The following is a 23,812-nucleotide window of genomic DNA, read 5'->3' as shown; positions in this document are numbered from 1 at the left end:
CACGGGTTGGTGCAAGGCGCACTGGCGAGCATCGCGGGGTTGCCGTAAGGCTGGTAGCCGACGTGCTGATCGCCGCGAGCACCTCGGCCAGCGAGCTGCACCGGATGAGGGCGACGTCGTCCTGGGAGCCTTTTTCGAGAACGATCAGCTTCACGATCTGGCTGGTGCCATGTTTGACGTAGGCATTCGCGGGCAGTTCGACGTGGAGCGTGATCGCGCAACCCTCGGTCGCCTTCGTCCAGGCGCGGCTTGATGTGTCCACGCGATCGGGAAGGATAGCGGCGCAGCGCCCCCCGGCACCAAGCCGCTTCAAAGCGGCGCGCAGATGACGGAACGCGGCAAGCGGGTCGGCATGCCTGCCCATGCTGCGGGAAAAGGGCGGGTTGATGAGTACGGTGGTCGGGCGGATCGACAGCGGCAGCAGATCGTGGATGAGCTCACCATCGTGGCGACTGACCGGTGCGGTGGGAAATGCTGCCTCGAGCATAGCGGCACGCGCGGGATCGATCTCATTGAGGACAAGCTTGGCGCCAACGCGAGCGGCGAAGACCGCGAGGAGCCCGGTGCCGGCAGAGGGTTCCAGGACGGTATCCGCGGCGGTAATGCGAGCGGCGAGCGCGGCAAGATAGCCAATCGCGGCCGGTGTCGAAAATTGCTGGAGCGCGATCTGTTCTTCGCTGCGCACACTATGCGTCGGCAGCGATGCGGTGAGCGCGGTCAGGGCCGCAAGACACTCAGCCGTCTCTTGCGGCAGGTCAAGCGTGGCGAGGTGCAGGACCTGGGCCAGCTCCAGCACATCATAGGCGTCGCGGAGTGACCAATGCCCATCGGCAGCGGTTGAACCATAGGCGGTTTCCATCTTCCGGAGCAGGCCAGGCCGGTCCAGGCCGCCGCCCTGGCGCAGCACGGCACAGATCGCCTTCGCAGCAGTGATGGATGGTTCGGTGAAATCGAGTTCGAGAGCAGCGGCTGAGGTGCGCATTGTAAGCCTCCATTGCATCGCCCGGTGCCCATCACCGGATCAACAAGCCGGAGGCCTCCTCTCCTCTCTTCAGTGGGAGTGCGTTTGGATCACGGTGCGAGGAACAGCGTTGCGGGCAAGCCGATCGCGCAGAGCATCGTTCCAATCATCATGCTCGGATGGGAGCCATTCCTCGACCCTTCGCCCGTTGGCGCTGAGGTGCTCCCCTGCCCTCTTCAGGCAGATCTTCGCCGCCGTGTTCCGCTGGCCGAACACGATGACGCGCTTCACATGCGACGGTATGCCGACATGAGCGTAGCGCTCGGCACCAAGCACGGCCCAGACCGGCAATTGGAACCAGTCGATGGCGGACAGGGCATCCTCGATCCCCTCGGCTATGCCCAGAACATCATCTGGCTCACCAAAGCGCACGCTGCCAGAGCCGAGCAGACCCAGCGCCAGCTTGGGTTTGCGGAAGGGGCGCCGCAAAATGTCTGTGGGATCGAGAAAGGTCCGGTGGACCGCGACCAGGCCCAACTCGTTTCTCACTGCGGCGATCATTGCGGGAAGGGATCGCCGATCCTTCCCCTTCCCTATGATCGTCTGTGGGTTGAAGCGAAGGTCGGACGTGGGCGCGTAAAGGCCCCGGGCATGAAGATAGGCTTCAGCCGGTGTGCCGGCGATGGGGATACTGTGCTGCCACAATGACCTAGCCAAGCCGCTCAGATCGCGCGCCGGCGCGCGTGGTTCGACGTGAACCGGCACCCGATCGTGCAATCCCTGACGATCCAGAGCCTTGAGGATATCGGTCGATGTGCATCCCGCGAAACATTTGAACAGGATCGCCTTGGTGCCCAGGCGGACCGAAAGGCTAGGCGAGTGATCATCATGGGCGGGGCAGCGGCACTCTCCGCGCGATCCTGACCAGCGTCCACCCAAGCTCTCGACGATTTGTTTGGCGCGGACTGCTGCATCGATGGTGGCGGGCATGGGCGAAACTCCTGTCGAAATCCAAGGTCGCTCCGCGCATGCCCCCTCTCCTCTTGGCGATCGGCGCTGCCTCCTGCGATCTATGCTGCCTTGGTCGCGAGCACACCGAACTCCTCGACGATCCGGTCGGTCGTGTAGTGGGTGGTGCCGTCGCGCTCGTAGGAGGTGTCACGGAGCCGTCCGGCAATCCGTACGAGATCGCCAACCTGGGCCTTCTCATCGATATATTTACGCTGGCCGTCGCTGAAGATGACGACTCGGTTCCAGTAGCTATCCTCGATCCACTGATCGCCTTCTCCGCGGCGGCGATAGTTCGCGCATACTGAGATGTTCGTGACCTTGGGCTTGGCGTCGATTTCACCGATCCGTCCGATGATCTCGAATTTGGCAAAATTGATCATGCGACCTCCTCACTGCGTCTGCCCAGCGGCGACGAGCGGTAATGCAGCTACGATCGGTTCGCTGAGGATCTCGTCGCAGGGCGGAGCTGCCGAGGATCGAGACCGTGATGCTATCGTGGAACACTGATCTGGAGGTATCCCCCCAGCTAGGGGGATGGGTTACGCTGTCCGACCAGAGAGGCACAGCGAATCGCCTGCTTGGTCTTTTAGAATCACTCTAAAACAACGCCGCTGCTCGCAGCGGAAGGATTCATGATTCTAAGTGATTCAGATTCGGTGCCGAAAAGGTCTGCAATTTCAATGATCTGTCGCGTTTATCCTGACCGCGCGGGGGATTTTACCTGACCCGGCGGGGGCGTCATCCTGACCGGTCGGGGGGAGATAGCTGACCTATTGGGGCTATCCTGACCGATTGGGGGCGAGAGCATCTGGCGATCCCGCGCTTTGGAACTACGGCATTCTGGCGCGTTTATCGCGCGTGAGCGAGCCGAAAACGGGCAGAACCCGAATCGCATTGCGACTCGGCGGAATCTCACGGCTTTTGCGGAAGCGCCGCATGATTCCAACCTGACCGGATGGGGGCGACAAAAGTGTTTCAGCCTGCCCTGACTTGACGAGCGAGGACAGGTCAGGCAGCAATTAGGCGAATCTGCCCAATATGCGCTCGGCCTATATGACATGGAACATGCGGAAAATCTAAGCGCCGAAGCAGCGCAAGAGGCGCAAGCCGATTCGGCGCCGGGCCGTGCCATGCGCGTTGCGGCGGCCTTGCAGGCGAAGGGTGGCGAGGAATTCGCCAAACCCGGCAGCATCGTTGAGATCAAGTTCGTGAAAGGCCAATCGCTGAGCCTGACGGCGTCCCGGTTGCTCGCGTTGATGATCCTGACCGCAGGCGGGGATGCCTGGGAGGACCGGCCGCATCGCATGCGCAAGGCGGATATTCGCCGCGGTCACAAGGGTAACGAACGTATCTCCGACATGCTGGAGGAACTTCACCGCACCCTCTTCGCGATCGACGATCGATCTTGGCGCGGCAAGAAGGCTACGCTGCGCTTTTCTCTGATCTCGTCGTCCCGCGAAGAGGCTGAAGATACAGACGGGGCGGATGCGGGCTGGATTGAATGGGAGTTTACGCCTGATGCGCGCAAGCTCATTCAGGAGTCCGAGAGCTATGCCGTCCTCAATCGTCAGGCGGTGCTCGGCTTTCGATCGAGCTATGCCCTCAAGCTTTATGAGATCGGATCGCTGCGGCTCCATCGTCGCCAGTCGACCTGGAAGGGCGATATGGCGGCGCTGCGCGCAGCGCTGGGCATTTCGCCAGACGTTTATAAGGATTTCGCGCAGCTCCGTCGCAAGGTGCTCGAGAAGGCGAAGGCCGAGATCGACCAGCTGGCCCACTTCCGGGTGGAGTGGAAGGAGATACGACAGGGCCGAACAGTGACCGAGATCGAGTTTCGATTCGAGCCGAAGGATGCGCCGGCGCAGATCGCGACCGTCGATGAGATCGAGCGGCACTCGACGGGGCGCAAGGCACGCCGGGAGGGCGCTGTCGAGACGGTCGCCGAAACGGTGGAAGTGGGATCGGTCGTGAAGGCCGCCATCAGCGCACTGGTCGCGCCGGAGAAAAGTTCGGAGATCGTCTTTCCGCAAGGTACGATCCGATTCAACGCGGAAGGCTTGGCGACCATCGCCCGGTCGCATGGCGGTGGCTGGGATATCGATCTTATCGCTGACGCCTATCGCCAGCAGATGGGCGACCGTCTGGCGAAGCTCAAGGGCGCGAAACTCACGAGTTCGTGGACGGGCTTTTGCGAGAGCTTCGTCGCCCGACGGGGGCGACCATAAGCGAAATTGCACCGGTGCAATTTCGTCATGCCCCCACCGAGTCAGGATGGGCCGCCTGCTAGGGCGTTTGGCCACCGCTTTCGCCGCTATTGTCGTCCATAGCAGCGCCCCACTTTCGAAATTTCGCTTCTATTTGACGAAAAAGCGCAAGTAGCGCTACTATGCCCCCAGTTTCGCAAAGGGGCGCCCTGTGGCAGCATCACTAGACATCGACGACACCCATGACCTTCTCTCGGTGGCGACGCTTGCCCAGCGTACCTCCTCGGTGCTGGAACGCCTCCGCGACTCGGCGCGCAGCGCACGGGCGGATGAACGCCGCGAGCCCACCTTCCCGATCGGAAAGGCCGCTGATCTGGTTGGGCGAACGCCTGCTGCAATCCGTGACGCGGAAAAGGATGGGCGTCTTCCGCCACCACCGCGAACCGAGAATAATCGCAGGGTTGGTTACACCCTTGCCCAACTCAACGATATGCGAGGCCTGTTCGGCACCAGGCCCTGGCGGGCGGCTGACGATCCATGCTGTGTCGTCGCCGTCCAAAACTTCAAGGGCGGTGTCGGCAAATCGACCTTGTCGGTCCACCTTGCCCAATATCTCGCGATCCAGGGCTACCGCGTTGCCCTTATCGACTGCGACAGTCAGGCCTCCGCGACGACGTTGTTCGGCTATGTGCCTGATCTCGACCTGAGCGAGGAGGACACGCTTTACCCGTTCCTCAGGGAGGAGGAGATGACCTCGCTCGATTATGCGCTGCGCAAAACGCATTTCGACGGTCTCGAACTGATCCCGGCAAACTTGCGGCTGTTCCAGTCGGAATATGAGATCGCGGCTCGAATGGCGCGAGGGCAGGGGGGGCTTATCGATCGCCTCTCCGAGGGTATCGCCAGCATCTCCGATCGCTTTGATGTCATCGTCCTCGATCCGCCCCCAGCCCTCGGCGCCATCTCATTGTCGGTGTTACGCGCCGCGAACGCACTCGTCGTGCCGGTGCCCCCCACCGTCATGGACTTTTCCTCGACCGCGGCGTTTCTGGCGATGCTTGATGAGACCATCGAGACGCTGGCCGAACGCGGTTTCGCACCGACCCTCAGATTTCTGCGCTTCGTTGCGTCCAAGGTTGATGAGAATAAGTCGATGCAGAAGGAACTGCTCAATCTGATGCGGACGCTGTTTGGTCAGGCGATGGTGCGCACGCCGCTCAAGGACTCGGCAGAAATCGACAACGCGACCGCCCGTTTGATGACGGTCTATGAGCTGGACGGTCCGGTGACGAGCAGCGCCGTCCGCAACCGCTGCCTCACCTATCTCGATGGGGTGAATGCCGAACTCGAGTTGGATATTCGGGCCATGTGGCCCAGCCATTTGAGCCGCTTGCGCAAGGAAGGCCTGGCGTGAAACGGCAAAATTGCACCGGTGCAATTCCGGGTGAAGGAACCGCTTCATGAGCAGGAAAAATGCGAGTTTCGCAGCAGAACTGGCCGCTGGAATCAATCCGCCCGAAGAGGGTGCGCCCGCGCCGCGCCGGCCTGGGCTGGGCGCCAATGTCCTAACAGGCCGGGAGAATCGATTGGCCGAACTGGCGGCGGGGACGGTCGTCAGCCGCACCCATGAATTGGTTGATCCTGCGCGTTGCCGAATGTGGGCTGGGCATAACCGCGAATATGCCTTGCTCAACGAAGAGCGGTGCGCCGATCTTATCGAAAGCATGAAGGCGCAAGGGCGCCAGGAGATGCCTGCAATCGTCCGCCGTGTGCGGGGCGAACCCGACTATGATTTCGAGGTGATCTGCGGTGCGCGGCGCCATTGGTCGATCAGCTGGCTGCGCGGCCACAACTATCCCGACTTCCGCTTTCTCGTCGATATTCGCGAACTGTCGGACGAGGAAGCGTTCCGCATAGCGGACATCGAGAACAGGGCGCGCGAAGACCTCAGCGATCTCGAGCGCGCGCGGGATTATCTCCGCGCGCTGGAAGCCTATTATGAGGGTAGGCAGAAGGTCATGGCCGAGCGGATCAATGTCACCGAAAGCTGGTTGAGCCGCTATCTCGACCTCGCGCGTCTGCCGGCCGAGTTGATGATCGCCTTTCCCAATCCGCAGGATTTGCGGATCAAGCACGTCACAACGATCAAGCCATTGCTGAAACCCGACGATCGTCGCCAGCGGGTATTTGCCGAAGCGGCGGCCCTGAGGGCGCGATCGGGAGGGGAGGGGGCTCCGGTCGCCGTGCCGGAGATTGTTCGTGCGCTGGCGCTTGCGGCTGATCCCCCCAAGAAGTCAGGATCCCCCAAGAGGTCAGGATCGAGCGAAACCGTGGCGTCGCAGGCCGGAAAGCCGTTGCTTCGGTTTGAAGGCAAGGATCGCAAGGGGGTTAGGATCACCTTGCTCCCGCATGGTGGCGGTTCGCGGGACGAAGCGGAGGCAGCTATCAAGACCTTGCTCGATACGCATTGGCGGTAGCGCTGCCTTACCCGAGTTTAGCCACCAGCTTGCGTGCCCCCTGTGGAGTAACGTCGAGAAGCCGCGCCACGGCAGACGGACGAAGCCCAGGATAGGCGAGCGCAAGCCGGGCAAGGAGTGGTGCCCTGCTGCGGCGCGTTGCGGACACGGCCAATGCCTTTGACCCTTGGCGCTCGATCCAGTCGAGATCTTTAAGGCCGGATTGGCAGGTCACGAGCAATGCCCGCGTCATGACATCGGTTAACTCGCCCGCGCCGTGTGGCGGGAATTTTGGCAATAGAATGAGAGATGGCAGGATGCCGAGAGTGAGTCCGGCATGATGGAGCATTGCGGGGACATGGCTGGCCACCAACCAGGCGCGATCGCGCACGCGCGGCTCGAGAGTGAGCGTCCGACCGTCGATCGCCGTCACGTCCACCGCAGACTGCTCGGCGACGACGACCGTCTTGAGCATAGCGGTAATCCGATCGGCAACGGAGGGCAGCGAAGGAGAAGGGTAGGGGGCTTGTGCTTCGATGCGAGCCTGCCGCCACGCGGGACCGAAATAGGCCAGGTCGCTGCCCGCCCAGACTTCGGCTTCGGATCGATCATCTAGGACAGTGCGCAAGACGTTGAGCGTCGCACGCGCAAGCGGCCCGTTGTCGCCAACGCTGGCCTCGATCGCGAGATGGAACACCGCCGCCACAGAGACGGGATCGTTCAACCCTTCAGAGGCGCGGGGAGGGGATGTGCGTCCGCAGATCCAGTCCTGCAGATGCCGGACGTCGATGGGCACGCCGGCGAGACCGGCGAGTTGGGCTGCGCCCTGCAACCGCGCACGGGCCAGCCAAATGTCAGCCCATGGGCTGTTCTGCAGTCGTCCATCCAGTCGGCCGAGCAGGAGCATTGCCTGCTCGCTGGAGGCACAGGAAGGGGAGGGGGAGGCCATCAATCCAGACTCTATCTCAACCATTGGGGAAACCAAAGTCAGCAGTTGGTTTCCGTCTCTTGTACTACCCCAAAGCGTACATGCGATAATTGCAGTTATCACATAAGCGCATTTGACCCGTCTTATTAATGTAGGGTACAAGCCGCCGAGGCGGGTAGGGGCGACAAGCGCGTGGAAAAGACAGTATTCTGGTCATGGCAGAGCGATCTCGACGCCCGCGTGACGCGCGACGTGATCCGATCGGCGCTCGATCAGGCGATCGGCATGCTGGCTGCCGATCTCGACGAGGCCGATCGGCCGAGCCTCACCTCGGACACACAGGGCGTCGCCGGCACGCCTGATATTGTTGCGACGATTCTGCGCAAGATCGACGAAGCCGCGGTGTTCGTGGGCGATGTCACACCGATCGCTGTCTCGGTGAGCGGGAAGACCTGCGCTAATCCGAACGTGCTCATCGAACTCGGCTATGCACATCGCGCTCTTGGTGAGAACCGCATCCTGCAAGTCTGGAACACGGCGTTCGAAGGCGCTGCCGTCGATAAGCTGCCTTTCGATATGCGTGGGCGGCGCGGACCTATTCCTTTCCACCTGGCGGTCGATGCCGATCGCGAGGAGCTGCGGCGCGTGCGCGCAGACCTCGCAAAGCGTATGGCCGAGTATCTTCGACTGGCGATGGATCAGTTGCCGGCACCGCTTCCCGAGGCGGTGCATTGGCAACCGCATTTCGCCGGCGACGCCAACCTTTGGTTCGACCGATCCGAGCCGCAGTTGGTGACAAACCCGGCCCACGGCACCACCAAATTTGTCTGGAAGGACAAATATCCGGGATATGCACGGGTGATCCCCTCAAAATGGGCTGCCAACCCCGGCGCCAAACAGGCTCTGGCCAACCACCCTGGACATGCGGCGCTGCTCGCCCGCGCCAATACGCTGAGCTACGGCATCAGCCGAGGCGGCGCGGTGGTCTATTGGCCCGGGACGGCGGAGGAGGGGGTCTATCCGACCTTGGCCGTGACCCAGTGGTTCGAGCAGACCGGCGAGTTCTGGGGCGTGGGCGGCGGCTTCCTCTTCGAACGCGAAGGCGATCGCCTGACACTCGCGACGGGATATTTCTACCAACAGTGGCTCGGTTTTCTGGAGCGTAACTGCGCTCTCGCGCTTGCGCATGGAGGCTCGCTCCCGATCCATGTGCGTCTGGGCGTGAGCGATCTTCGCGGAAGCTGGTGGCCGCGCGGTCGCTTCGACTTTGGTGATGAGGGTTACGCGGCCGTCGAGGATTCCTACGAATATGACGCGACACTGACGTCCGTCGAGCCCGGCGAGCTCCAGCGTGTCGCGGTCGAGGCCTTCAATGGCCTTGCGGCGGCCTATGGCATCGAGCCTTTCACCCATGAGCAGATCGTCAAGGAATCGAGGCTCTAGAGGTGAAAGAGGTGCCCGCTCTGTTACCGCCGATCCCATCTCCGCCAAACTCCGGGATCGATCTCGTCTGGGAGGTGACGAAGATTGGGGCTGGGGGGGCGATCACCCTCAACAAGGCGCTGATCGACGCCTTCCAGGCTGCCTCGTCACCTCACAGCATCCGCGCGCTGAAATCCGACATCGAAGCGTTCGACGCCTGGTGTCGGCGAACCAATCGGTTCGCGCTGCCGGCGACGGCTGAGACCGTAGCCGATTATCTTGACGCACGAGCAGAGAAGGGCAGCCGGCCGGCGTCGCTGGCGCGCTACAAGGCGTCAATCGCCAAGATCCACCAGTTGCTCGATCTGAAGGATCCAACGCCAGCGCCATTGGTCAAGCTGCGGCTGCAGGCGGTGCGCCGCGAGAAGGGTGCCGCGCAGAAACAGGCGCGGCCGCTGCGGTTCAAGGGGCCAGTCCGCGACGTCGAGCGCGACAAGGCGCGCGGGCTTAACATCCGCGCGCTGCTCGAGAGCTGCGCGGACGATCTGCCGGGCCTGCGCGATCGGGCGCTGCTATCAACCGCTTACGATACCGGTCTGCGGGCTTCGGAACTGGTTGCGGTCGCGGTCGAACATATTGAAGGGGCGATCGACCCCGAGGCGCGGCTGCTACAGATCCTCCGCAGCAAGGGCGATCAGGACGGGGAGGGGGCGACCGCCTATCTCAGCCCTCGCACGGTCGCGGCAATCACGGCCTGGACCGAAGCCGCCGATATCACGGCGGGGCATCTGTTCCGGCGAGTGCAAGTGCGACGGTACAAGGCCCGTGCGGCGGTGCGCGGCAGGCCGATCGACAGCATCTCCGGACGCGAGGGCTGGGATCTGCGCAAGACGCTTTCCAAGCCCGCAGTGAAGGCGCGCGTCGAATACGATGTCGGCACGGCTGCGTTGCATCCAGGGTCAATCGGGCCGATCTTCCGGTCGATCATTCAGCGGGCATTCGATCTCGGCGCACTCCCCGATCTCACGGCCGAGGATCTAACTCGGCTACTGAAGGGAATAAGCGCGCACTCCACGCGGATTGGGCTCAATCAAGACCTGTTCGCGAGCGGCGAGGATCTCGCTGGGATCATGGACGCTCTGCGGTGGAAGTCGCCGCGCATGCCGCTTGCCTACAATCGCAATCTTGCGGCTGAGCAGGGGGCGGCGGGGCGGCTCATGGCGAAGCTCACCTGACGTAGCGCCCACATGTCGTGTCGCGACACCGCTCGCTGGCATCGTCCGGCATCCTAGTTGCGGCAGCTTCCTATTCGTTTCGAAGACCTCTCAGTGTGCAAGCTACACCCAGATCATTTAGTTTGTAGTGCGTCGATGATCGGACAATCTGGCCTCTCGTCCCCGTTGCAACGCTCGGCGAGGTCCAGCAACGACCTTCTGAGTGCCTCCAATCCAAGCGCCTTGCGATGCAATTCGGCGGCACGGGTCAATGCGATGTGCTTTACGTCGGCGCTTTCACGCGCACCGTCCGACCACAAGCTTAGCAGCGAGCGAATATCCTCGATCGGAAAACCAAGGTCGCGGGCATTGGCAATGAACCGCAGTCGATGGAGATCGGCATCGGAATAATCACGATAGCCAGACTGGCGGCGCGGCGCGGCACCGATCAGGCCGATCTTCTCATAATGGCGAATCATGCGCTGCGAGACGCCGCTGGCGCTCGATGCCTCGCCGATCTTCATAGCCTCGCCCGGTTGAGTCTTAGCGCATTGGTCACCACCGTGAAGCTCGACAGTGCCATCGCGGCGCCAGCGATCATCGGCGACAGCAAGATGCCTGCGATGGGGTAGAGGATACCGGCAGCGACCGGTACGCCGACCCCATTGAAGACGAACGAGAAGAACAGGTTCTGCCGGATGTTGCGCATGGTGGCGACCGCGAGCCGGCGTGCACGAACCATCGCGGCGAGATCGCCCTTGGTCAGTGTCATGCCAGCGCTCTCGATGGCGACGTCAGTCCCGGTGCCCATGGCGACGCCGACATCCGCCGCCGCCAGCGCCGGGGCGTCGTTGATTCCGTCGCCGGCCATCGCGACCACTGCGCCATTTGCTTTGAGTTCACCAATGATGCGAGCCTTGTCCTCGGGCTTCAGCCCGGCATGGACTTCGTCAATGCCGCCGATAGCCCGCGCCACCGCATCGGCTGTCGCTCTTGCGTCGCCGGTCAGCATCACGATCCGCAGCCCTTCCTCGCGCAGGGCGGCGATCGCGAAGGCCGCCGATGGCTTAATCGGATCTGCGACCACGAGCAGGCCGACCAGGTGGCCATCGATCGCTACGAGCATCACCCCCGCGCCTTCACTGCGGTGCGTGTCGGCTACGTTATCAAAGGATGACGGATCCACGCCAACGCGACGCATTTGTTCGGCATTGCCGACCACCACGTCGCGCCCGTCGACCTTGCCACTGACACCAAGCCCGGTCTGGGACTCAAACTGCTCGGCTTTCGCAATCGGAAGCTCGGCTTTACGCGCGGCTTCGACGATGGCCTGGGCAAGCGGATGTTCCGATAGAGCTTCTACGGCGGCTGCGGCCGATAACACCATGTTGTGCTCATACCCCTCAGCCAACTCGATGGTCGTAAGGGCCGGGCGGCCTTCGGTGAGCGTGCCGGTCTTATCGATCACCAGCGTGTCGACCTTCTCCATCATCTGCAGCGCTTCGGCATCCTTGACGAGCACACCGGCGCGCGCGCCGCGGCCGGTTCCTACCATGATCGACATTGGCGTCGCCAGGCCGAGCGCACAGGGACAGGCGATGATGAGCACGGCGATCGCATTGAGCAGGGCATGACCAAAGCGCGGCTCAGGACCGACGAAATTCCATACAATGAATGTCGCGATCGCGATCGCGACGACGAGCGGCACGAACCAGCCCGATACGCGGTCAGCAACCGCCTGGATCGGCGCGCGACTGCGCTGGGCTTCCGCGACCATCTTCACGATCCGCGCGAGCACCGTATCTGTGCCGACCGCGCGCGCCTCGATCACCAGCGTTCCCGTGCCATTGACGGTCCCGGCCGTGACAGTTGCGTCCTTCTCCTTGAGGACGGGGGCAGGTTCTCCCGTTATCATGGACTCGTCGACCGACGAGCGCCCGTCGATAACAACGCCATCGACCGGCACCGCCTCACCAGGGCGCACGCGGACATGGTCGCCGGCCATCAGTTCGGCGAGATCGACCTCCACCTCTTTGCCCTCGGCATCGATCCGCCGAGCGGTCTTCGGCGCAAGATCCATCAGCGCACGGATCGCGCGACCGGTCGCAGCCCGCGCTCGCAGCTCGAGCACCTGTCCGAGCAGGACCAGCGTCACCACGACCCCTGCCGCCTCGTAATAAACGGGCACGATCCCGTGCATCTGGAAGGAGGACGGAAATAGACCCGGCGCGACCGTGGCGACCACGCTGTAGGCGAACGCCGCGCCGACGCCGATCGCCACGAGCGTGAACATGTTGAGGTGCCACGTCGCGATCGAGGTCCAACCGCGCTGGAAGAATGGCCAGCCCGCCCACAGGACGATCGGCGCCGTCAGCGCGAGTTGCACCCAGGGCGACCAAGTCGGCGGCACGAAATCCATGCCGAGCATCTCCGCGACCATCGAGATTGCCAGCAGCGGGACGGTAAGAACAGCAGCCACCCAGGTTCTCCGGGTGAAGTCGACCAGCTCAGGATTGGGAGCATCATCAAGCGACGGCTCTTCGGGTTCGAGCGCCATGCCGCAGATCGGGCAGGTGCCCGGACCATCGCGACGAATTTCCGGGTGCATTGGGCACGTCCAGATCGCACCCGGCGCTGCGACCGCGGCCGTGTTGCCCTCGCCCGACAGATACCGCTTGGGGTCGGTGACAAACTTGGTGCGACAGCCTGCGCTACAGAAATGATAGTCCTTGCCATCATGCGAGGCATGATGAGGCGTTGCTGTCGGATCGACCTTCATGCCGCAAACCGGATCCTTGGCGCTCTTCGCGTCCGTGTCGCCGCCGTGCTTGCCGGCGCAGCAGCTGTGGGTGCCCGAATTGCTAGCAGGAACAGGGTCAGTCACAGGCTCGTCTCCTTATCGACTAATAGCAATCTGGGGTCTGACATCGTGTCAGGGTCAAGCCCGACCCACCTATTTTTTTGCTTGGCTCACACAGCGCTGCCGCCTTAGCTCGACAACAGATTGTGGATGGCCGTCGCGGCCTTAGCCGCCTGACCTGCCGCCACGGCAATTTGATCCAGCCCTTCAACCATGTCGCCGGCAGCAAACAGGCCGGCGACCGTCGTTTGCTGGTGCTCATCGACAACGATGCAACCTGCCGGGCTCAGTTCCGCGCCAGCTATTCTCGCCAGTTCCGAGCGAATTGAGGTTCCGAGGGCGACATATAGGGTGTCGAACTGGAGCAATCGGCCATCGGCCAAATGCACGAGAAGGTCTTTTTCGGTGACCGACAAATCGCCGACAGGCGCTCGCTCGACGCTTATAGCGTTCCGTGTTAGATTTGCCTCGTCAGCTTGTGAAAGCTCCGAAGCATCCTGAGTAAGCAAGGTCACGGTGTCGCTGTAGCGGCGAACGAACAGAGCCTCGGCTGCGCCATGGTCGGAGCAACCCAACACAGCCACTCGCTTGCCGCGGACCTCATAGCCGTCGCAGATCGGGCAATAGCGTATCAGTCCTTGGGCGACGCCTCGATCATGCGTTTCCTGCGCCATTCGCGGTCGATGATTTTTCACGCCTTGCGCAAGCAATATTGTCCGTGCGCTGAAAGTCTTGGCATTCGTATCGACGACGAAGCCCGTTCCGACCCGGTCGATGCGATCGACGACCCCAGTGACTAATTCGGCACCGTACTGGGCGGCATGTCGATGCATACGGACAAGCAGATTGTCGCCAGAGATACCGTCTGGAAAACCGAGGAGGTTATGTGTCGTCGGGATGCGCGAGGCGCGGCCATCGCCAGCATCGATGACCAGCGTAGAACGCAGAAACCGGGCGAGATAAGTGGCTGCTGTCAGCCCCGCGGGGCCGCCTCCGATGATTACGCAGTCGTACATGCCTGCCTTTCGCTGACCTCGCCCGTCACTGCTATTACGCGGCACGCCGCTTCTTCCCTCGAAAGCGGGCGCGCTCTTCAAAAAAAGCGGTGGGTCGCGAGGGGTAAGCTCCGTCGCTGCGTAAATTCAGATGAAGCCCATCGCCAAGCAGGATGGACTGCCCAGATGCCCACGGGTCGCAGCGTGGGGGGGGGGGGCGAGCGGATGTGGGGAAGACGGATTGGAATGACCGATTGCGCTCCATGTCGCTCGCCCCGCAACAACCACAGCTCGCAACGTCAGCGGGCGACGACACCATCATCGACGGGGGAGAGATGGAGACCTACAGCCCGTTTTCGGTTTCGATGGGCCGAGCGCTTTGGGTGATGATGCTCGTCGCTGGACCTCCGCTGATAATCATGCTGGTGGTCGGGCTCATTATCTCCATGATCCAGGCCGCGACGTCGATCAACGAACAGACCGTGAGCTTCGTCCCCAAGCTCTTGGCGTTCATCCTGTTTCTTGCTCTTTACGGGGCAACCGTTGGCGATCTTCTGATCGACTACACCCGTGACCTGCTGATGCATATTCCCGACGATATCAAATGACGCGGGCCGCTTTTCGTCCTCGGCGGCCCGCGCAAGAACTGTTCGTATACGGGGCGGAGTGCTAGCGTTGAAGAAGATCGACGTGAATGGGGGAAGGGGTTTGGCGGAATTTGAATTGCTGGCGCGGCAACTGATCCAACGATGGAAAGAAGACCCCAACGCGACGTATCAAAGCTGGTTTCTCTGGGACGAGCGCATCAAAAACTTCCGTTCGATCCGGCGTGGTCTGGCTCAGGTGGTGGCAGAGATCGAGGCCGGTCGGTTTGGCGTGGCGTATCGGGGCTCTTCGCTGGAAACGGTCGTTCATTCGGTCGCGGAGCAGAGACAGATATTCAAAGGCGCTGACCATGCGTTTCTCTGGAAGCCCAAATTGCGCATCCCTGACATTTACGAAAACCCGGCGAACCAGCGCGCTTTTGGCCGGTTGCTCGATCATTGCGCCTGCTGCGATACCGCTGAAGAGATTATCGCGGGTATCCACACCATTGATCGTTTGAACATCAAGGGGCTCGGGCCCGCGGTCGCCAATCTCCTCTATTTCCTGCACCCCACGTTGGTGCCCCCGTTCAACACGGCGATCGTCAACGGGTATAACAAGTTGACGGGCGGAAAGGTGAAGCTGGGGAGCTGGCAGCATTTTCTCGCGATGCGGTCGGGCGTTCTCGACCTGAATGAGCGGTTCCGCGATTTATTGTCCAACGATCTTGGCGCCATTGGTGGCCTGCTTTTCGACATCGGTTCGGGACGCTATCCAGTCCCGCCGCGTGACGAGGAAGACCAGTCGGTAGGATCGTGGGCGGCACGTCTCGAACAGGCCAGGGCAGAAGCGCAAACGCTCAACAAGGCCCTTCAGAAACAGGGAGAGAGCGATCGAACCCATTCGGAAATCCAGGCTTGGCTCCGCGATATAGGCCGTGCGTTGGGCTACGATATCTGGATAGCATCCAACGATCGGGGGCGACTTCACGATGGCGTGCGCTTGGGGGACGGGTGTCTTGAGAGCCTGCCAGCTTCAATTTCAACATCGATCGGCGCAGATGCCATCCGCCTTATCGATGTGCTTTGGCTCGAGCGAGGCGGCGACCGAGTCGCTGCCGCCTTCGAAGTCGAGCATTCGACGTCGATTTATTCGGGCATCGTCCGGATGCTCGACCTTGCCTTGAGCGGGAGCGAACTGCACGCCACAGCAGGACTGTTTCTTGTGGCGCCCGACGCGCGGGAGAGCGAAGTGCGGGCACAACTCGCGCGGCCCGCATTCAGCCGAATCGCAGATCTTGAGATTGCCTATCTTCCCTATGGCGAGCTCGAGCGTCACAGAGAGGCGATTTCCCGGTTCGGTTCGGGCTTGAAAGCAATCAAGGCCATATCGCGTGCTTTGCCGTAAGGCTCAATGCCTACATCCCCGAGGCAGGTGGTGCCAATAATCCCAGCCACGCAACAAGCGCGAGAATGGTGAGCGCACAGCCGCTCTCGACAATGAGACTGCGGCGAAGTGACCCAATCGCCGATGATATTTCCCCGGTTTCGATCGCATTCGCTAGCGCAGGGGTGAGGAAGAAGCGATTAGCGGCGGCCAGGAACAGCATCGCGCCGAACAGCACCAGTTTCACTGCCAGCAACACGCCGTAGAGGCTCGTAAAAAGCGCCGCCAGGTTGGACGGTCCTACCAAGATCCAACTGTTGATGAAGCCTGACAAGATGAGCAGACCCACGACGATCGACCCTACCTTTGCGAAGCCATCCAACGCCCGGTGAGACAGGTGGACATGATCGATTGCCATGCGGGCCGCTGGGCGAAAAATGAGCAGGCACAGGGCGGAGAGCGCTCCAATCCATATGCCTGCGGCCAACAGATGAGTGATGTCCGCGCCAAGATGGATCCATCCCCACAACCCTTCATCAGCTGCGCCGTGACCAGTCCAGGCCAAAGTCGCGAGAGCGATCGCTGCCGTTACTGAAACTGACCAGAGGGCGAATGCAGGGCGTCGCCACCCGACAATGGAAAAGTACAGGACCAGTAAGAGTGCTGCCACCCGAACTTGCCAGACGGTGCCGATCGCTGTGCCCGATATCAAAAGATTGACAGTGGCGCGGTCCACTTGATCGACCGGCACACCGCCCATCGAGGCCGCCAAGGCTATCATGCCCAAGATCGATAATACGATGCCGGCGAGCGCGATCGTCGCCAAGACCGAGCGAAAGCGCAGGACCGAACCGGATGCTCGCTCGGTCCCGCGTAACGTATATAGGCCGAACATCGGCAACCCGAAAAGCAGCATGAGATCGAGATAAAGCCCTAGCCTGACCGCAATCGCTATGATGTCCGGCACGCTCTTACTGGACCTTGAAGGTATAGCTGCCCTGAATGCGATGGGTGTCGGTAGAGACGACGTGATAGTCGACCTTGTAGGTTCCAACCGGCAGCGGCTTGGCAAGCGTGGCCACGAGCGTCTTGCCATCTGCAGCCACGGTCGTCGTGACGCCATTCATCTTCATCGGCCCCATCTTCATGCCGGGCATTTCGGTCATTGTCAGGTCGATCCCGGAGAACTGCGCGACCAGCGCCTCGGAAAAGACGAGCTGGATCCTCGTTGGGGATGCGCCGACGGCATTGGCTGCCGGGTTTGCGCTGTTGAGCTTGGGGTGTGCCTGAACAGCGGTAGCGGCGAGGACGGACGCCGCCATGGCGACGGCGAAAGCTGTTTTACGAAACATCGATTTCTCCATGGGCGGCGATACTGCCGACAAAGCGATTTACGCACCGCGCACCGTGACCCCTCATCCGACGGGCACGATTTCTTCGAATTCGGGGCGCCAACTGGTGTGCGCCGCAGACCTGCGCGGCAGATGAGGGGTGGAAGCTCGCCGCGCGTATGATCAAGTGGATGGGTGCGACATCACCGATCGACCGAGGGCTTTTCGGCTGGGGAGGACGCGATGGAAGATTCAAGGAAGGCATGGCTTCGGAAACACTTTCCGAGCGGCTCGTTCATCGCGGTCGCGGCGCTGATCGGTAGCGCGCTCGCCGGCATCGTTGTGTATGTCGGCGCCTATGACATCGGGGCAGATTCGCCGCACACCAGACCGGTCTATTGGCTGATAGAGCAGCTTCGTGATCGTTCGATCGCCGTCCGGGCTCGCAACGTGGGCGTCCCAGCCAACCTAGCGGACGTGAAACGGCTGCAGAGCGGCGCAGGACTTTACACCGAGATGTGCAGCGGCTGCCATCTCGCACCGGGTCTGGAAAAGTCCGAGATCAGCCAAGGCCTTTATCCCAAGGCACCCGAGCTTTTCCGGGAGCCACAGCGATCGCCAAGGGAACAATTCTGGATCATCAAGCATGGGGTCAAGCTGACTGCGATGCCGGCCTGGGGTAAAACGCATAGCGACGAATTGATCTGGGACATGGTGGCTTTCGTGCGGCAACTGCCCAAGATGACCCCGGCGCAATATCAGGCAGCACTTGCCAGTGCGCCTGAAGACCATGACGCGATGATGAAGGATATGCCTGGCATGAAAAAGATGATGCCGTAACAATGTGTCCGCCTGCCGACAGGTCGCCGTTCAGCCAAACCGACCGCGGGGCACGTAATCACTGAGGGCCGGTTGAGCGAACGGCAGAGGGGGCGGCACTCGTGCCAGCGCGCTGAACAGATAGAGATTGGGATTTGCGATGAAAACAGACTTGGATGGGCTTTTGACCCGCTTGCGCAATGAACCGGATCATCCGGGCCTGATCGGTCTGGAGGAGGCCGTGTTCCAACGCATTGCGGCATTGCCGCAGGTTTCGGCCGCTTCTCAACTCCGGTTTGGTGCAGTGGCCGCCTTTGGAGCAGTGCTGCTCGGTATCGCCAGCAACGGATTTACGCCGCCTGCCGAGGCATCGGTCACGCTCTCGCCGTTCGGGCCATCCAATCCGCTTGCCCCCTCGACGCTGCTGGTAGGCTCTCAATGAAGGCAAAGTTGATTTTTTTGGTAGCTGTCGTCGCCTTCGTCGCAGCCGTTGCGGGCGTGTTCCTTGGGCGTCACTTCTTCCCCCAGCCCAAGGCGGCCGGTGTCGAACTCCACGACGTGTTGCACAGCAAGCTCGACCTGGACGACCGTCAGAAGGCGCAGATCGAACTGCTTGAGCAGCGCTTTGCCGTGCGTCGTCGCGCGCTGGAGCTCGAACTGAGAGCGGACAACGCGCGTCTCGCGGCCGCGATCGAAGCCGAACATGGCAACGGACCGGGTGTCACGGCGGCCGTCGATCAGTCGCATCAGGCGATGGGCGAGCTGCAGAAGGAAACGCTTGGCCATATCTTCGCGATGCGCCAGATCTTGCGCCCTGATCAGGCCAAGACCTTCGATCAGGCGGTGGTACATGCGCTCACCGACGATGCACGGTGAGTCTGGATCTTCGCGCGTGCTCGGACGGTGAACTTGCGGCGCTAACGCTCGCCGGTCGGCAGCCGGCCTTCGCAGAGATCATGCATCGGCACCAGGCTGCGATATTTCGACTGGTACGCGGCCTGGTGGGGAATGCCGAGGACGCGCTAGACCTCACCCAGGACTGCTTCGTCTCCGCGTTCAGCCATCTGCGAAAATATGATGGCGCGCGGCCGCTAAGGGCTTGGCTGTCCCGGATCGCGATCAACAAATGCCGCGACTGGCGCCGCCGCCAGAAGGTGCGGCAGCTCTTCACCTTCGGTTATGCAGCGTCCGACGCCGAGATCGAACAAGTGCCGGATGATGCACCCTCCGCGCATGCCAGTGCCGACTCAAAAATGGAGATCAAACGAATGGCCGCCGCAATCAGCGCGCTACCGGTCTCGTTGCGGGAAGTTCTGTTGCTCCGCACAGTCGAAGGGCTGAATCAGTCGGAAGCGGCAACTGCGCTCTCGATAAGTGGCAAGGCGGTCGAGACGCGCCTTTACCGTGCGCGGTCGCGCCTTGCGGAAATCTTGGCCGAGGAATGAGGGGTGCGCCCCGCTCGCGCGTAAGGAGAGAGAGATACCGCGCTCGAGCGCCTTTGCGGACCCGGAGTGCTGCACGTTGAACAAGGAGATACTATGCCCCCGGTATTGAACCGCCGCGACCTTTTCCGCGGTGCCGCATTGACCGGCGGTGGTCTGGCATTGTCGGCCTGGATGCCAGCATGGGCTCAGCCCGTTTCGGCCGGGATCGTGAAGCCGCTCCCGATCGTCACCGGGAACGATATCACGCTCAAAATCGCCCATCAGATGATGATGATCGATGGCCGGGCAAGCCATGCCATTGGCATCAACGGCACGGTGCCGGCACCCCTCATCCGGCTGCGCCAGGGCCAGACGGCGCGCCTTTCGGTGATCAACGATCTCGACGAAGACAGCTCGATCCACTGGCATGGCTTACTCGTACCATTCCAGTTTGATGGCGTGCCCGGGATCAGCTTTCCCGGCATCAAGCCCAAGTCGACCTTCGTCTATGAGTTCCCGATCGTGCAGGCGGGGACCTACTGGTATCATAGCCATTCGGGGCTGCAGGAGCAGATGGGCCATTATGGGCCGATCGTCATCGATCCGGAAGGCGAGGACCCGATCCGCTCGGATCGCGAGCATGTCGTCGTGCTTTCCGACCATAGCCAGATGCACCCCCACGCGATCTTCCGGAAGCTCAAGCAGGTCGGCGGAGGCTATTTCAACTATCAGCGCCAAACGCTGGCCGGCCTGCTGGCCAAGGAAGACCAACCACTCAAGGAACGTCTTGACTGGGGCAACATGCGGATGGACCCGACCGACGTCTCCGACGTCACGGGTTCGACCTATACATACCTCGTGAACGGGCATGGGCCCCAGGATAATTGGACCGCGCTTTTCCGACCGGGCGAGCGGGTCCGACTGCGCTTCGTCAATGCCTCCGCCATGACGACATTCAATGTCCGAATTCCGGGACTCAAGCTCACCGTGGTTCAGGCTGACGGGCTCAACGTCAGGCCCGTCGAGGTTGACGAATTCCAGATCGCGGTGGCCGAGACTTACGACGTCATCGTCACACCGACTGATGATCGCGCCTATACGCTGGTCGGCGAATCCGTCGATCGGTCGGGCATGGCCCGCGCAACCTTGGCTCCGCGCGAAGGCATGGCAGCTGAAGTACCTCCGCTCCGCAAACGTCCCCTCGCTAATATGAAAGACATGGGCATGGGGGACATGGATATGGGTGGCATGCAAGGCATGGACCACTCAGCGATGGGACATGACATGTCGGCAAGCGGGGCCGCCGCGGGCGGTATGGCTGGAATGAACATGGAATCCGGGGCCTCGATGCCCGCAATGGACAAGCCGGCCGATGGTTCGATGGCGAACATGCCTGGAATGGGTGCGCCTGCCGGCGACGCGATGGGCGGCATGGCGATGGGCGGAATGGGCGGCATGAATATGCGCGACGCCAGCAAAGCCCCGCAGGTCAAGATGGGGCCTGGCGTGCAGACGATCTCTCCTATGCCGATGGATCGCACGGGAGAGCCCGGACAGGGCCTTGACGATGTCGGGCACCGTGTTCTGGTCTATCGCGATCTCATGGCGGTCGACCGCAATCCCGACGTGCGGGCACCCGACCGCGCAATGGAGATTCATCTGACCGGAAACATGGAACGCTATATGTGGTCGTTCGACGGCGTGAAGCTGAGCGACAAGCGGGAGCCGATTCCGTTTCTCGAAAATGAACGGGTGCGTGTCACGCTGGTGAACGACACGATGATGTCGCACCCGATCCATCTTCACGGACATTTTTTCGAGCTGGTCACGGGCCATGGCGAATATTCGCCGCGCAAGCACACGGTGAACGTCGCGCCGGGCGGCAAGGTGAGCTTCGATCTCACCGCCAACGCCGTCGGAGATTGGGCCTTCCACTGCCATATGCTCTACCACATGCACGCCGGGATGATGCGCGTCGTCTCTGTACGTCCCCGGGGAGAAGCCGCATGAAGTCGCTTCTTCTCCTGATCAGCGCCGCGCCGCTCGCTTTCGCAGTACCGGCGAGCGCGCAATCCATGCAGAATATGCAGGGCATGAACATGCCTGCAGCCAAGGCGCCCGCGAAGAAAAGGCCTGCAGCAAAGCCCGCTACGCCCGCCAAGCGCAAAACGTCGGCCAAGCCTGCTACCAGACCAACAGCCGCCAGGCGCGCGACACCGGCGGCGAAACCCAATGCCGCCGCCCACGACATGTCGGGAATGGGCACCATGCCCGGAATGGATATGTCGGCAACGACGGGAAGCAAGGCATCTCCGAAGGCCGATCCCCATGCCGGACATGACATGTCGAGCATGCCTGGCATGACAATGCCGGACATGGCGGGTGGCGCTATGAAACACGATATGCCCGGCATGAATATGCCTGCGGCTGGAAGTGGTCAGCCGATGGAGCATGACATGTCGTCGATGCCCGGGATGGCGATGGACGGGCAGATGGCGGGGCATGGGGCAGGGGGCACGAGCCTTGCACCGGGCAACGCGCCGGCACCATTGCCGCCGAGCGATCATTATGCGGATCGGATTTACCAGAACGGCGCGATGGCCGATTCCCGCGCTATGTTGCACAACGAACATGGCGGCAGCACATCCTCGATGATCCTGTTCAATCTGGCCGAATATCAGGTCCGAAATGGTCGCGATGGCTATCGGTGGGATGGCGAAGCGTGGTTCGGCAAGGATCTCGATCGGCTCGTCGTAAAGACCGAGGGCGAAGGGGCTTTTCGAGAAGGCGTCGATAGCGCCGAAGTTCAGGCACTCTACAGTCGCGCGCTAGATCCCTACTGGAATGTGCAGGCGGGCGTCCGCTACGATTTTAAGCCCAATCCCTCCCGCACCTACGCAACGATCGGCATTGAGGGCGTCGCGCCTTACTGGTTCGAAACGGAAGCAGCCGTGTTTCTGTCGAACAAGGGCGAGGTGCTGGGACGGATCGAGGGCTATTACGATCAGCGCCTCACGCAGCGCCTGATCCTTCAGCCCCGCGTCGAACTGAACCTATCGGCCCAGGATGTGCCCGAAACCCGGATCGGGTCGGGCCTCTCCAACGCGGAGCTGGGCCTGCGCCTGCGCTATGAGATTCGACGTGAGTTTGCGCCCTATATCGGCGTGTCCTACGATCGAAAATTCGGGCAGACCGCAGACTATGCCCGCGCCGATGGAAAAGGCGTCAAGGCGACGAGTTTCGTCATTGGCGTGCGGACCTGGTTCTGAGGAGCAACCGGCTTCGGCTCCACGTCGGGGCTAGCCGCGTCCACCGCTGGCTGGCTCTGATCATCGGTGTCCAGCTCTTGCTATGGTTTGCCAGCGGCCTGATCATGAGCTTGCTGCCGATCGACCGGGTTCGCGGTGAACGTCTCGTGGAGCGGGTATCGCCAGCGACGCTTGATCAAGCTCGTCCCCGTGCACCGCTGGATCTCGTGTTGCGCGAGGCGAACAAACCCGCGCGAGAGGTCCGATATCGTCTGCTGCTGGGACGCGAAGTCGCCGAGGTCGAGCTGTCCGATGGTGCGGTGGTGCTACAGGATGCCGAGACTGGAAAGCGCATCCCTCCTCTAAATGCTGCAATGGCGCGAGCAGTCGCGGTCCAAGCCTATCGCGGCGTGGCGCCGACGCCGAGCGTACGCGCCATTTTGACCGCCAGCACCGAATATAAGGCGACGCTGCCGGCATGGCGGGTCGATTTCCCGGACCACGACGCGACCCGTATTTATGTTGCGCAAAACAGCGGTCGAATCGTTGCCGTCAGGAATGGCACATGGCGTCTCTACGACTTCTTCTGGGGCCTCCACATCATGGACTGGAAGAACCATGAGGATTTCAACACACCTTGGCTGATTGGATTCGCCGCTGGGGGGCTGGCGCTGGCGATCGCTGGTTCGGTCCTTTTGTATTTCCGCTGGCCGCGAAAACGTCGCCGCAAGAACCGAACGAGCATGGGGAATTCTGGGGCGGGGGCCAAAGGAGACGACCAATGATGAAGAATGCTTATGCGAGCCTCGCGCTGCAGACCCTGGTCGGCGGCATTATCATGTATTTGGTGATGTTCGTCATGATCGATAGCCTGGGGAGCTTCTACAATAATCTCAATATGGTCTACATGACACTGATGATGGTCGCGCCGATGGTGGTGCTGATGATCCTCGCAATGGGCCATATGT

At 61.7% G+C, this 23,812-nt stretch carries 22 protein-coding genes and 2 pseudogenes; 15 read left to right on the top strand and 9 right to left on the bottom strand.

Translation table 11 applies throughout. From position 1 onward, the window contains the following. From V7D69_RS11615 to V7D69_RS11605, 3 genes and pseudogenes are all read right to left on the bottom strand, one after another. Window positions 1–982, bottom strand: a pseudogene (locus V7D69_RS11615) (methylase); the annotation flags it as partial. A gap of 69 nt (window positions 983–1,051) precedes the next feature. Further along, window positions 1,052–1,951: a DUF7146 domain-containing protein gene (locus V7D69_RS11610; RefSeq protein ID WP_179563630.1), complete on the bottom strand. Its 900-nt coding sequence runs from the start codon at window positions 1,949–1,951 to the stop codon at window positions 1,052–1,054. Between the two features lie 80 nt (window positions 1,952–2,031). After that, window positions 2,032–2,352, bottom strand: a complete 321-nt coding sequence (locus V7D69_RS11605; protein ID WP_179563629.1) for a single-stranded DNA-binding protein — start codon at window positions 2,350–2,352, stop codon at window positions 2,032–2,034. Between the two features lie 750 nt (window positions 2,353–3,102). Between V7D69_RS11605 and V7D69_RS11600 the strand changes: the two genes are divergently transcribed. The 3 genes from V7D69_RS11600 to V7D69_RS11590 all read left to right on the top strand — a co-directional run bounded on the left by V7D69_RS11600 (window position 3,103) and on the right by V7D69_RS11590 (window position 6,653). Next, window positions 3,103–4,197: a replication initiation protein gene (locus V7D69_RS11600; protein ID WP_179563646.1), complete on the top strand. Its 1,095-nt coding sequence runs from the start codon at window positions 3,103–3,105 to the stop codon at window positions 4,195–4,197. 190 nt (window positions 4,198–4,387) lie between these two features. Next, window positions 4,388–5,590, top strand: a complete 1,203-nt coding sequence (locus V7D69_RS11595; protein WP_149523971.1) for an AAA family ATPase — start codon at window positions 4,388–4,390, stop codon at window positions 5,588–5,590. Between the two features lie 46 nt (window positions 5,591–5,636). Beyond that, window positions 5,637–6,653 carry a ParB/RepB/Spo0J family partition protein gene (locus V7D69_RS11590; RefSeq protein WP_179563628.1) on the top strand — a complete coding sequence of 339 codons (1,017 nt, stop codon included), beginning with the start codon at window positions 5,637–5,639 and terminating at the stop codon, window positions 6,651–6,653. Between the two features lie 7 nt (window positions 6,654–6,660). Here V7D69_RS11590 and V7D69_RS11585 read toward each other — a convergent pair whose 3' ends face one another. Next, window positions 6,661–7,581: a hypothetical protein gene (locus V7D69_RS11585; protein ID WP_179563627.1), complete on the bottom strand. Its 921-nt coding sequence runs from the start codon at window positions 7,579–7,581 to the stop codon at window positions 6,661–6,663. A gap of 171 nt (window positions 7,582–7,752) precedes the next feature. Between V7D69_RS11585 and V7D69_RS11580 the strand changes: the two genes are divergently transcribed. After that, window positions 7,753–9,003 (top strand): hypothetical protein, encoded by a 1,251-nt coding sequence (locus tag V7D69_RS11580; protein ID WP_179563626.1) that lies wholly within the window; start codon window positions 7,753–7,755, stop codon window positions 9,001–9,003. Window positions 9,004–9,005: 2 nt separating this feature from the next. Beyond that, window positions 9,006–10,217 (top strand): site-specific integrase, encoded by a 1,212-nt coding sequence (locus V7D69_RS11575; RefSeq protein WP_179563625.1) that lies wholly within the window; start codon window positions 9,006–9,008, stop codon window positions 10,215–10,217. Between the two features lie 113 nt (window positions 10,218–10,330). On the opposite strand, the gene V7D69_RS11570 is transcribed toward V7D69_RS11575, so the two are convergent. From V7D69_RS11570 to V7D69_RS11560, 3 genes are all read right to left on the bottom strand, one after another. Then, a complete protein-coding gene (locus tag V7D69_RS11570; RefSeq protein ID WP_179563624.1) occupies window positions 10,331–10,720 on the bottom strand; it encodes a MerR family transcriptional regulator in 390 nt (129 codons plus the stop codon). Further along, a complete protein-coding gene (locus tag V7D69_RS11565) occupies window positions 10,717–12,975 on the bottom strand; it encodes a heavy metal translocating P-type ATPase (RefSeq protein WP_218868304.1) in 2,259 nt (752 codons plus the stop codon). The genes V7D69_RS11570 and V7D69_RS11565 overlap by 4 nt, the downstream gene beginning before the upstream one ends. 209 nt (window positions 12,976–13,184) lie before the next feature. Further along, the gene (locus tag V7D69_RS11560; protein ID WP_179563622.1) at window positions 13,185–14,072 is read right to left on the bottom strand and encodes an NAD(P)/FAD-dependent oxidoreductase; all 888 of its coding nucleotides are present in this window, start codon (window positions 14,070–14,072) and stop codon (window positions 13,185–13,187) included. A gap of 242 nt (window positions 14,073–14,314) precedes the next feature. On the opposite strand from V7D69_RS11560, the gene V7D69_RS11555 reads away from it, so the two are divergent. Further along, the gene (locus V7D69_RS11555) at window positions 14,315–14,659 is read left to right on the top strand and encodes a flagellar biosynthetic protein FliQ (protein ID WP_261937555.1); all 345 of its coding nucleotides are present in this window, start codon (window positions 14,315–14,317) and stop codon (window positions 14,657–14,659) included. A gap of 67 nt (window positions 14,660–14,726) precedes the next feature. Next, window positions 14,727–16,043 (top strand): type II restriction endonuclease, encoded by a 1,317-nt coding sequence (locus V7D69_RS11550; RefSeq protein ID WP_442947055.1) that lies wholly within the window; start codon window positions 14,727–14,729, stop codon window positions 16,041–16,043. A gap of 10 nt (window positions 16,044–16,053) precedes the next feature. Here V7D69_RS11550 and copD read toward each other — a convergent pair whose 3' ends face one another. Both copD and copC read right to left on the bottom strand, forming a co-directional pair. Next, window positions 16,054–16,989, bottom strand: coding sequence for a copper homeostasis membrane protein CopD (gene copD, locus V7D69_RS11545; protein ID WP_179563621.1), 936 nt, complete (start codon window positions 16,987–16,989; stop codon window positions 16,054–16,056). Between the two features lie 4 nt (window positions 16,990–16,993). Continuing rightward, a complete protein-coding gene (gene copC, locus V7D69_RS11540) occupies window positions 16,994–17,374 on the bottom strand; it encodes a copper homeostasis periplasmic binding protein CopC (protein WP_179563643.1) in 381 nt (126 codons plus the stop codon). Window positions 17,375–17,596: 222 nt separating this feature from the next. Here copC and V7D69_RS11535 point away from each other — a divergent pair, with 222 nt between their 5' ends. The 8 genes and pseudogenes from V7D69_RS11535 to V7D69_RS11500 form a co-directional block, all read left to right on the top strand. Next, on the top strand, window positions 17,597–18,193 hold the full coding sequence (locus V7D69_RS11535) for a c-type cytochrome (RefSeq protein ID WP_179563620.1): 597 nt from the start codon (window positions 17,597–17,599) through the stop codon (window positions 18,191–18,193). A 139-nt stretch (window positions 18,194–18,332) separates the two neighbouring features. Then, window positions 18,333–18,614, top strand: coding sequence for a hypothetical protein (locus V7D69_RS11530; RefSeq protein WP_174839324.1), 282 nt, complete (start codon window positions 18,333–18,335; stop codon window positions 18,612–18,614). Next, on the top strand, window positions 18,611–19,048 hold the full coding sequence (locus V7D69_RS11525) for a periplasmic heavy metal sensor (protein WP_179563619.1): 438 nt from the start codon (window positions 18,611–18,613) through the stop codon (window positions 19,046–19,048). The genes V7D69_RS11530 and V7D69_RS11525 overlap by 4 nt, the downstream gene beginning before the upstream one ends. Next, window positions 19,045–19,617 carry an RNA polymerase sigma factor gene (locus V7D69_RS11520; RefSeq protein WP_179563618.1) on the top strand — a complete coding sequence of 191 codons (573 nt, stop codon included), beginning with the start codon at window positions 19,045–19,047 and terminating at the stop codon, window positions 19,615–19,617. The genes V7D69_RS11525 and V7D69_RS11520 overlap by 4 nt, the downstream gene beginning before the upstream one ends. 93 nt (window positions 19,618–19,710) lie before the next feature. Then, a complete protein-coding gene (locus V7D69_RS11515) occupies window positions 19,711–21,606 on the top strand; it encodes a copper resistance system multicopper oxidase (protein WP_179563617.1) in 1,896 nt (631 codons plus the stop codon). After that, window positions 21,603–22,865 (top strand): copper resistance protein B, encoded by a 1,263-nt coding sequence (locus V7D69_RS11510; RefSeq protein ID WP_179563616.1) that lies wholly within the window; start codon window positions 21,603–21,605, stop codon window positions 22,863–22,865. The genes V7D69_RS11515 and V7D69_RS11510 overlap by 4 nt, the downstream gene beginning before the upstream one ends. Then, window positions 22,856–23,629 carry a PepSY domain-containing protein gene (locus V7D69_RS11505; protein ID WP_179563642.1) on the top strand — a complete coding sequence of 258 codons (774 nt, stop codon included), beginning with the start codon at window positions 22,856–22,858 and terminating at the stop codon, window positions 23,627–23,629. Before V7D69_RS11510 ends, V7D69_RS11505 begins: the two co-directional genes overlap by 10 nt. Beyond that, a pseudogene (locus V7D69_RS11500) lies at window positions 23,626–23,812 on the top strand (DUF305 domain-containing protein); the annotation flags it as partial. The gene V7D69_RS11505 and the pseudogene V7D69_RS11500, both read left to right, overlap by 4 nt.

This window comes from Novosphingobium sp., from assembly GCF_036733805.1.
Lineage (GTDB): Bacteria > Pseudomonadota > Alphaproteobacteria > Sphingomonadales > Sphingomonadaceae > Novosphingobium.
The sequence above is the reverse complement of the archived record's forward strand: the minus strand, read 5'-3'. Positions and strand labels throughout refer to the sequence as shown.

What these genes read in the sequence shown, in the direction of transcription:
- V7D69_RS11610 (WP_179563630.1), bottom strand. Translation starts at nt 1,951, where the DNA reads ATGCCCGCCACCATCGATGCAGCAGTCCGCGCCAAACAAATCGTCGAG.
- V7D69_RS11605 (WP_179563629.1), bottom strand. Translation starts at nt 2,352, where the DNA reads ATGATCAATTTTGCCAAATTCGAGATCATCGGACGGATCGGTGAAATC.
- V7D69_RS11600 (WP_179563646.1), top strand. Translation starts at nt 3,103, where the DNA reads ATGCGCGTTGCGGCGGCCTTGCAGGCGAAGGGTGGCGAGGAATTCGCC.
- V7D69_RS11590 (WP_179563628.1), top strand. Translation starts at nt 5,637, where the DNA reads ATGAGCAGGAAAAATGCGAGTTTCGCAGCAGAACTGGCCGCTGGAATC.
- V7D69_RS11585 (WP_179563627.1), bottom strand. Translation starts at nt 7,581, where the DNA reads ATGGCCTCCCCCTCCCCTTCCTGTGCCTCCAGCGAGCAGGCAATGCTC.
- V7D69_RS11570 (WP_179563624.1), bottom strand. Translation starts at nt 10,720, where the DNA reads ATGAAGATCGGCGAGGCATCGAGCGCCAGCGGCGTCTCGCAGCGCATG.
- V7D69_RS11565 (WP_218868304.1), bottom strand. Translation starts at nt 12,975, where the DNA reads ATGAAGGTCGATCCGACAGCAACGCCTCATCATGCCTCGCATGATGGC.
- V7D69_RS11560 (WP_179563622.1), bottom strand. Translation starts at nt 14,072, where the DNA reads ATGTACGACTGCGTAATCATCGGAGGCGGCCCCGCGGGGCTGACAGCA.
- V7D69_RS11555 (WP_261937555.1), top strand. Translation starts at nt 14,315, where the DNA reads ATGTCGCTCGCCCCGCAACAACCACAGCTCGCAACGTCAGCGGGCGAC.
- copC (WP_179563643.1), bottom strand. Translation starts at nt 17,374, where the DNA reads ATGTTTCGTAAAACAGCTTTCGCCGTCGCCATGGCGGCGTCCGTCCTC.
- V7D69_RS11535 (WP_179563620.1), top strand. Translation starts at nt 17,597, where the DNA reads ATGGAAGATTCAAGGAAGGCATGGCTTCGGAAACACTTTCCGAGCGGC.
- V7D69_RS11530 (WP_174839324.1), top strand. Translation starts at nt 18,333, where the DNA reads ATGAAAACAGACTTGGATGGGCTTTTGACCCGCTTGCGCAATGAACCG.
- V7D69_RS11525 (WP_179563619.1), top strand. Translation starts at nt 18,611, where the DNA reads ATGAAGGCAAAGTTGATTTTTTTGGTAGCTGTCGTCGCCTTCGTCGCA.
- V7D69_RS11515 (WP_179563617.1), top strand. Translation starts at nt 19,711, where the DNA reads ATGCCCCCGGTATTGAACCGCCGCGACCTTTTCCGCGGTGCCGCATTG.
- V7D69_RS11510 (WP_179563616.1), top strand. Translation starts at nt 21,603, where the DNA reads ATGAAGTCGCTTCTTCTCCTGATCAGCGCCGCGCCGCTCGCTTTCGCA.